The following is a 7,261-nucleotide window of genomic DNA, read 5'->3' as shown; positions in this document are numbered from 1 at the left end:
GCCCCGGCCGGCACCGGCGGGCATCGTGCGCCCGACCCGACCGGCGGGTACCGGGCCGTGCCGCCCACCAGCGGCCACCGCGCCGACGACGCGGGTCGCGACGGCATCCCGACGCCGCCGCGGAGCCCGTACGAGCGCGCGCCGTCGGACGGCGCCCCCTACGACGACGCAGCCCACGACAGCGGCTCCTACCGCAGCCGGGCCTACGACAACCGCGGCGCCGATCCCATCGCCGGCCGGCCGGTCGACGGTCCGCCGCGCACCGGGCGTCGTGCCGCCGACGACGGCCGCACCGCGTTCCGACCGCCTGCCGGTGCACGGCCGGGTGGGCGTCGCCGGGCCGAGGACCGCGACGAGCGCGGCGTCGACCCGCAGCCCGGTCTGTCCGGACCCCCGGCAGGTGCACGGCCGGCCACCGGTGGGCGTCGCACCGGCCCCGAGGGCGGGGGCCGTCACGGCTCGGCAGTCGGCGACTTCGGCAACGGCGCCCACGGCTCGCAGGAACCGGCAGCCGCCCGCGCCGACCGGGTCCCGCGCGCCGGCGGAGGCCACCGCGCCCCCACCGACCCGGGCCGCCCCGTTCCCGACCGGCCCGTTCCCGACCACCGGGATGCGGACCACGGTTCGCGCCACGGTGCCCCCGCGAGCGCGCCCCACGGGGGATCGCCGTACGAGCCGACCTCGTACGAGCCGCCGCGCACTGCCGGAGTGGCGTACGGGTCCGAGTACGGGTCGGCCGGCTACGACTCGCCCTACAGCGGCCCGTACCGCGACGAGCGCGACGGCCGCTACGCCGACCGCGGCGACAACGGATACGGCCGTGAGCCTCGCGACCGTGATCCTCTCGGCGGCACCTACCGGAACGACACGTACGGCAGCGACTCGTACCACAGCGACTCTTACAGCCGCGACTCCCGCGGCAGCGACTCGTACGGCCGGAACGAGGAAGGCCGCAACGAGTACGGCCGGGACGGCTACGGCCGCGACTCCTACGGCCGCGACTCCTACGGCCGCGACTCCTACGGTCGCGACCCCTACGCAGGTGGCGCCTACTCCGGTGACGCGTACGCCGGTGACCCCTATGCCGGGGGCGACGGCCACGACCAGGAGTCGTCCGGCCGGCACGGCCGTCCGCGCCGGCACAGCGCCGAGGACATGGAGGGGCGGCCCGCACTGGCGTTCCTCAACGGCGACCCGAACCGGATGTTCGACGGCGACGCGGAGCCCTACCCGGCCGGTCGCCACCACCGTCCGCGCTGACCCGACGACGGGCCTGCCCGGCGCTCTCCGAGCCCGGGCAGGCCCGTCGGGCCACGGTCCGGAGCGACGTCAGGACGGTCCGACGAGCAGGGGCCGAAGCGGCCCGGCCAGGGTCGGTGGGCCACGCGCAGGTGTGAGCCCTGGACGGGTCAGCCTGCTGCGGCCCGGAGCCAGCCCAGGACGGCGGCCCGGCCCAGCGCGGCGTGGTCGGCGCCCACCGCGACGAGGTCCGTCGCAACCACCCGCGCCCGGGGGAGCAGATCCGCCCAGTGGTGGGCGATGACGGTGGGGTGCACCGGGTCGTCGACCGCGCCGACGACACCAGCGGGGACCGCGAGCCCGCGCAGGACGTCGTCGTCGGGTGCAGGCGTGGCGGCCGCCTCGTCGAGCGCGGCCGCGAGCCCCTCGCCGTGCGCCGCCCACGAGCGGGCGAGGTCGTCGGCCAGCCACCCGGGCGCGGAGGCGCGCAGGGCGGCGACGGTCGCGTCGAGACCCGTGTCGCGGACCTGCCGTGCCGTGGCCCGGGCGGTGAGGGCGGCGGGTGCGGCGCCGGGGTCACCGGTCCAGCCCGGGAGTACCAGCAGCAGCCCCGCGAGATGCTCCTGCCGGTCGACGGCCCAGCCGGCGGCGACGTGGGCGCCCAGCGACACGCCTCCGACGAGCAGCCGCGCGTCTGTGTCCGACGCCATGTCCCGGACGGCCCGAAGGGCCTCGTCGAGCGCCGACCGGTAACCGGCGACGATCCCACGCCCCACATCCGGCTCCGGCGCGATCAGGTGTGCGCCCACCGCGGCGAGAGGCTCGCTGAACGCGGACCGGACGAACCGCGCGTCGGACCCCGAACCCGGCAGAACGACGGCGACGCGGTCGCCGAAGGGGAGAGGTGTCACGGAGAGCATCGGCGCAGATCACACATTCGGGGGAATCGCTCCCGTTCGCCGCACGGTGAACCGCTTCCGGGCACCAATGCTGTTTCCAGCGCGTTACGATCTGCAGGGTAGCGGCCGGATCCGCCGGAGAGTCCGTCGGGAGCGGCCCGCGCCCGAGCAGCCGAGGAGAATCATGGGCAGCACGGACGGTGGGCCATTCCGCCGCATGCTCAAACGTCTGACCAGCGACGTCGAGGTGCTCGACGCCGACGACCTGTCGGAGGACTCCGAGCGCTCCGGCGCGCAGCGCGCCAGCGAGTGTGCCTGCGGCCAGGAGGTCACGATGCTGGGTAGGCTGCGGTCCGTGGAGTTCTGCCCGCAGGACGCGGCGGCCTCGTTCACGGCCGAGCTGTTCGACGGCACCGACGGGGTGACGTTGGTGTGGATGGGGCGTCGCCGGATCCCCGGTGTCGTCCCGGGTCGCACGATGCGTGTGCGCGGCCGGCTGTCCATCCGCGACGGCCGCAAGGTCCTCTACAACCCGTACTACGAGATCTGTCAGGGCTCGTGACGGGTTCCCCCCGGAACCACGGCCGAGGCGCTGTCCAGCCGGACGGCGCGGCCCCGGACGGGTTCGGCCCGTCCCACGACGCACGGCCGTATCCCGACGCGCAGCAGGACCCGTACGCCCGGCCCGGGCAGCAGGGACCCGCCGACCCGCCGACCGACGTGTTCCCGATCGTCGGGGACGACCGGCCGACCGCCCGCGTCCCCCGCGTCCTCGACGCAGAGCCCTCCGACCGCCCGGGTCGCCCGGACGCGGCGGCGGATGCTCGCGACGAGGACGGCGAGGGCGGCGACGGCGGCGCCGGCCGGGACGGCGAGGCCCGCCCCGAGCGGGAGATGCCGACGATGCTCGAACAGATGGGCGGCGTGAGCGGCGTCGTCTACTCGTCGGTGCCGGTCGCGGTGTTCATCGTCGTCAACATCCTCGCCTCGCTGAAGCCGGCTCTGTTCGCGGCGGTCGGGGCGGGCGTCGCGATCGCGATCGTGCGGATCGTCCGCAAGGAGAAGCTGCAGCCCGTCGTGTCGGCGCTGATCGGCGTCGCGGTGTGTGCGTTCATCGCCAACCGCTCCGGCCAGGCCCGCGACTTCTACCTCCCCGGCCTCCTGCTCAGCGCCGCGCTGGGCCTGGCCTGCCTGGTCTCGGTCATCGCCCGGTGGCCGCTGGCCGGGGTCATCTGGCACGGCATCAACGGAGACGGGCAGGGCTGGCGGTCCGACCGCCGGATGCTGCGCGCCTACATGCTCGCGACGGGGCTGTGGGCGCTCGTGTTCGCGGCACGCGTCGTCGTCCAGGGCTGGCTCTACAACGTCGACGAGGCCAACTGGCTCGGCATCGCCCGGCTGCTCATGGGCTACCCGCTGATGGGCGTCGCCCTGCTGGGCACCGTCCTCGCCGTCCGCTGGGCCCGTCGCGGGACCCCGGCCACCGAGCCCTCCTGATCGCCGCGGACCCGCTGGGCCGAGCGGGTCGGCGTGGCCGGGACGGGCCGAGTGCATCGGCGCGGCCGGGACGGGCCGAGCGGGCCGGTGTCGCCGGGACCTCAGGAGCCGAGCGCCGCCCGGATCTCCTCCTCGACGGCGGTCGTCGCCACGAACAGCAGCTCGTCGCCGGGCTCCAGGCCGTCGTCGGACTGCGGCACGATGACGCGCCCGCCCCGCAGGATCGCCACCAGCGCAGAGTCGGGTGGCAGCCGCAGCGCGCGTACGGGCCTGCCCGCGAGCGGGGTCGTCGCCGGGAGGGTGACCTCGACGAGGTTGGCCTGACCCTGGCGGAAGGTGAGCAGCCGTACCAGGTCGCCGACGGCGACGGCCTCCTCGACGAGGGCGGCGAGCAGGCGCGGCGTCGACACCGCGACGTCGACGCCCCAGTTCTCGCCGAAGAGCCACTCGTTGCGGGGGTCGTTGACGCGGGCGACGACGCGGCGCACCGCGAACTCCGTCTTGGCCAGCAGCGACACGACGAGGTTGACCTTGTCGTCGCCGGTCGCGGCGATGACGACGTCGCAGCGCTCCAGCCCGGCCTCCTCGAGCGAGGACAGCTCGCACGCGTCGGCGTGCACCCACTCGGCGGCCTCGACCGCCTCGGGCATGACGTTTGACAGGTCACGCTCGATCAGCATGACCTGGTGGGAGTTCTCCACGAGCTCGAGCGCGATGGACCGCCCGACGGCGCCCGCTCCCGCGATGGCGACCCGCATGGGACTCATCCCTCCTGCGGCGGCGCCGCAGCGGCCGCCGTCACGTCGCTGACCGTGCCCGAGACCGCGGCGACGTAGACCGTGTCCTCGGCCTGCACGGCGGTGTCGGAGCGGGGGAGTACACCGGTACCGAAGCGGACGATGAACGCCACCCGCGACCCGGTGGCCTCCTCCAGCTCACGGATCGGCCGTCCGATCCAGTCCTCGTGCACCGGCAGCGGCAGCACGGCGACGGTGCCGGACGGCTCGCGCCAGGCGGTGGCCACGCCGTCGGGCAGCAGCATCCGCATCAGCCGGTCGGTGCTCCAGGGCACCGTCGCGACCGTCGGGATACCGAGGCGCTCGTAGACCGCGGCCCGCTTGGGGTCGTAGATGCGGGCGACGACGCGCTCGACGCCGAACGTCTCGCGCGCCACCCGGGCGGCGATGATGTTCGAGTTGTCACCCGAGGACACGGCGGTGAAGGCGTCGGCCTTGCCGATCCCCGCCTCCGTGAGCACCTCGCGGTGGTAGCCCTCGCCCACGACCTGTCTGCCCCGGAACTCCGGGCCCAGCCGTCGGAACGACTGCGGGTCGCGGTCGACGACGGCGACCTCGTGTCCGAGACGCTCGAGCCCGGCCGCCAGTGACGACCCGACGCGGCCGCATCCCATGATCACCACGTACATCGCGGTGGTCCTCCTCGTCCGCTCACGCGGACCGTTCGGCCGGTGTCGGCGAGACGCTATCGCGTCGGGCCCGGAAGCACGGCATAGGCTGCCGCTCGTGCCCAAGCTCGCCGTCGCGGTGAAGCGCATCCTGGTCGGCCGGCCCCAGCGGAGCGACCGTCTTGCCCAGAACCTCCTCCCCAAGCGGATCGCCCTCCCGGTGTTCGCCTCCGACGCGATGTCGTCGGTGGCGTACGCCCCCGAGGAGATCTTCCTGACCCTGTCCGTGGCCGGGGTGACGTCGTTCACGCTGGCGCCGTGGATCGGCGTCGCGGTGGCGATCGTGCTGCTCACCGTCGTCACGAGCTACCGGCAGAACGTGCACGCCTACCCGTCGGGCGGCGGCGACTACGAGGTGGCGACGGTCAACCTGGGCCGCCGGGCGGGCCTGACCGTGGCGAGCGCGCTGCTCGTCGACTACACGCTCACCGTCGCGGTGTCGATCTCCGCCGCCGCGGCCAACATCGGCGCGCTGATCCCGTTCGTCGCCGAGCACAAGGTGATCTTCGCCGTCGTCGCCATCGCCCTGCTCACGGCGGTCAACCTGCGCGGCATCCGTGAGTCGGGCGCCGCGTTCGCGATCCCGGTGTACGCCTTCATGTTCGGCATCGGCACGATGATCATCTGGGGCCTGGTGCGGGTCCTGCTGCTGGGCGACGAGGTCAAGGCGGCGAGCGCGGACCTGCACCTGCTGGCGGAGGGCGACGCCTTCACCGGGCTGGCGCTGGTCCTGCTGATCCTGCGCTCCTTCACCCAGGGCGCCGCGGCGCTGACCGGTGTCGAGGCGATCAGCAACGGGGTCCCGGCGTTCCGCAAGCCGAAGTCCCGCAACGCCGCGACCACGTTGCTGATGCTCGGGCTGCTGTCGGTCACGATGTTCCTCGGGCTGATCGCGCTCGCGGAGCTCACGGGCGCCAAGATGGCCGCCGATCCGGCGCACCAGTTCCCGGACGCGCCACCGGGCTACGTGCAGCAGACCCTGGTCGCCCAGCTCGCCGACGCCGTCTTCCACGACTTCCGGGTCGGCTTCTTCTTCGTCGTGGTCACCACGGCGCTCATCCTCGTGCTCGCCGCCAACACGGCGTTCAACGGCTTCCCGGTCCTGGGGTCGATCCTGTCGCAGGACCGGTTCCTGCCCCGCCAGCTGCACACCCGCGGCGACCGGCTGGCGTTCTCCAACGGCATCCTGGTCCTCGCGGCGTTCGCGATCCTGCTGGTCGTGGGCTTCCAGGCGGAGGTCACGCGGCTGATCCCGCTCTACACCGTCGGTGTGTTCGTCTCGTTCACGCTGAGCCAGACCGGCATGGTGCGGCACTGGAACCGCAAGCTCGCCACGGAGACCGGAGAGCCGGAGCGCCGCCGGATGCGCCGCTCCCAGGCGATCAACGGCTTCGGCGCGGGCATGACGGGCGTGGTGCTCGTCACCGTCCTGATCACGAAGTTCACGCTCGGTGCCTGGATCGCGATCGCGGCGATGGCGGGCTTCTTCGCACTGATGCTCGCGATCCAGAAGCACTACACGCGGGTGACCGCGGAGCTCGTCGCGGGCGAGGCCGACACCGTGCTGCCCTCGCGCAACCATGCGATCGTGCTGGTGTCGACGCTGCACAAGCCGACGCTGCGGGCCGTCGCCTACGCCCGTGCCACCCGCCCGGACGTGCTGGAGGCGGTGACGGTCAACGTCGACGACGCCGACACGAAGCGGCTCATGGACGACTGGGCGAGCCGCAAGCTGCCGGTGCCGCTCAAGGTCGTCGAGTCGCCGTACCGGGAGATCACGAAACCGGTCCTCGACTACGTCAAGCGCATCCGCGGCGACAACCCCCGCGACGTGGTGACGGTGTTCATCCCGGAGTACGTCGTCGGACACTGGTGGGAGCAGATCCTGCACAACCAGAGCGCGCTGCGGCTCAAGGGCAGGCTGCTGTTCCAGCCCGGGATCATGGTGACGAGCGTGCCGTGGCAGCTGGAGTCGTCGCAGCGGGCGGCGGTCCGCCGCCAGCAGTTCGCGCCCGGCGCGTCACGACGCGGGTACCCGTCGATGGAGCAGCTGCCCGGCGAGCAGCGCCCGATCGTCGCCCCGGAGCGTCGCGACACCGACCGCGCCGAGCGCAGCACCGACGGCCGCAACGGCCGCCGGGACCTCAACGGGAAGCAGTGA

Annotated in this window: 7 protein-coding genes; 4 read left to right on the top strand and 3 right to left on the bottom strand. The window is 73.7% G+C overall.

Annotated features, from left to right (window positions below):
* Positions 1-1,260, top strand: a 1,260-nt coding sequence (locus tag TOK_RS32735; RefSeq protein WP_216362013.1) for a hypothetical protein, incomplete at its 5' end; no start/stop codon positions are given.
* Between the two features lie 149 nt (positions 1,261-1,409).
* Here TOK_RS32735 and TOK_RS18985 read toward each other — a convergent pair.
* Positions 1,410-2,159 carry an alpha/beta hydrolase gene (locus tag TOK_RS18985; protein ID WP_098959305.1) on the bottom strand — a complete coding sequence of 250 codons (750 nt, stop codon included), beginning with the start codon at positions 2,157-2,159 and terminating at the stop codon, positions 1,410-1,412.
* Between the two features lie 163 nt (positions 2,160-2,322).
* Between TOK_RS18985 and TOK_RS18980 the strand changes: the two genes are divergently transcribed.
* Both TOK_RS18980 and TOK_RS18975 read left to right on the top strand, forming a co-directional pair.
* The gene (locus tag TOK_RS18980) at positions 2,323-2,700 is read left to right on the top strand and encodes an OB-fold nucleic acid binding domain-containing protein (RefSeq protein ID WP_098959303.1); all 378 of its coding nucleotides are present in this window, start codon (positions 2,323-2,325) and stop codon (positions 2,698-2,700) included.
* The gene (locus tag TOK_RS18975) at positions 2,697-3,635 is read left to right on the top strand and encodes a DUF3159 domain-containing protein (protein ID WP_253258482.1); all 939 of its coding nucleotides are present in this window, start codon (positions 2,697-2,699) and stop codon (positions 3,633-3,635) included. Before TOK_RS18980 ends, TOK_RS18975 begins: the two co-directional genes overlap by 4 nt.
* 101 nt (positions 3,636-3,736) lie before the next feature.
* Here the strand turns inward: TOK_RS18975 and TOK_RS18970 are convergent, their stop codons facing one another.
* Together TOK_RS18970 and TOK_RS18965 are read right to left on the bottom strand one after the other, a co-directional pair.
* Positions 3,737-4,393, bottom strand: coding sequence for a TrkA family potassium uptake protein (locus TOK_RS18970; RefSeq protein ID WP_098959301.1), 657 nt, complete (start codon positions 4,391-4,393; stop codon positions 3,737-3,739).
* A gap of 5 nt (positions 4,394-4,398) precedes the next feature.
* A complete protein-coding gene (locus TOK_RS18965; RefSeq protein ID WP_098959300.1) occupies positions 4,399-5,061 on the bottom strand; it encodes a TrkA family potassium uptake protein in 663 nt (220 codons plus the stop codon).
* A 97-nt stretch (positions 5,062-5,158) separates the two neighbouring features.
* On the opposite strand from TOK_RS18965, the gene TOK_RS18960 reads away from it, so the two are divergent.
* Positions 5,159-7,261 carry an APC family permease gene (locus tag TOK_RS18960; protein WP_172457641.1) on the top strand — a complete coding sequence of 701 codons (2,103 nt, stop codon included), beginning with the start codon at positions 5,159-5,161 and terminating at the stop codon, positions 7,259-7,261.

Origin of the sequence: Pseudonocardia sp. N23 (assembly GCF_002583555.1) — a bacterium.
GTDB lineage: Bacteria > Actinomycetota > Actinomycetes > Mycobacteriales > Pseudonocardiaceae > Pseudonocardia.
Note: the sequence above shows the minus strand (reverse complement) of the source record. Positions and strands in the feature narration are given on the sequence as shown.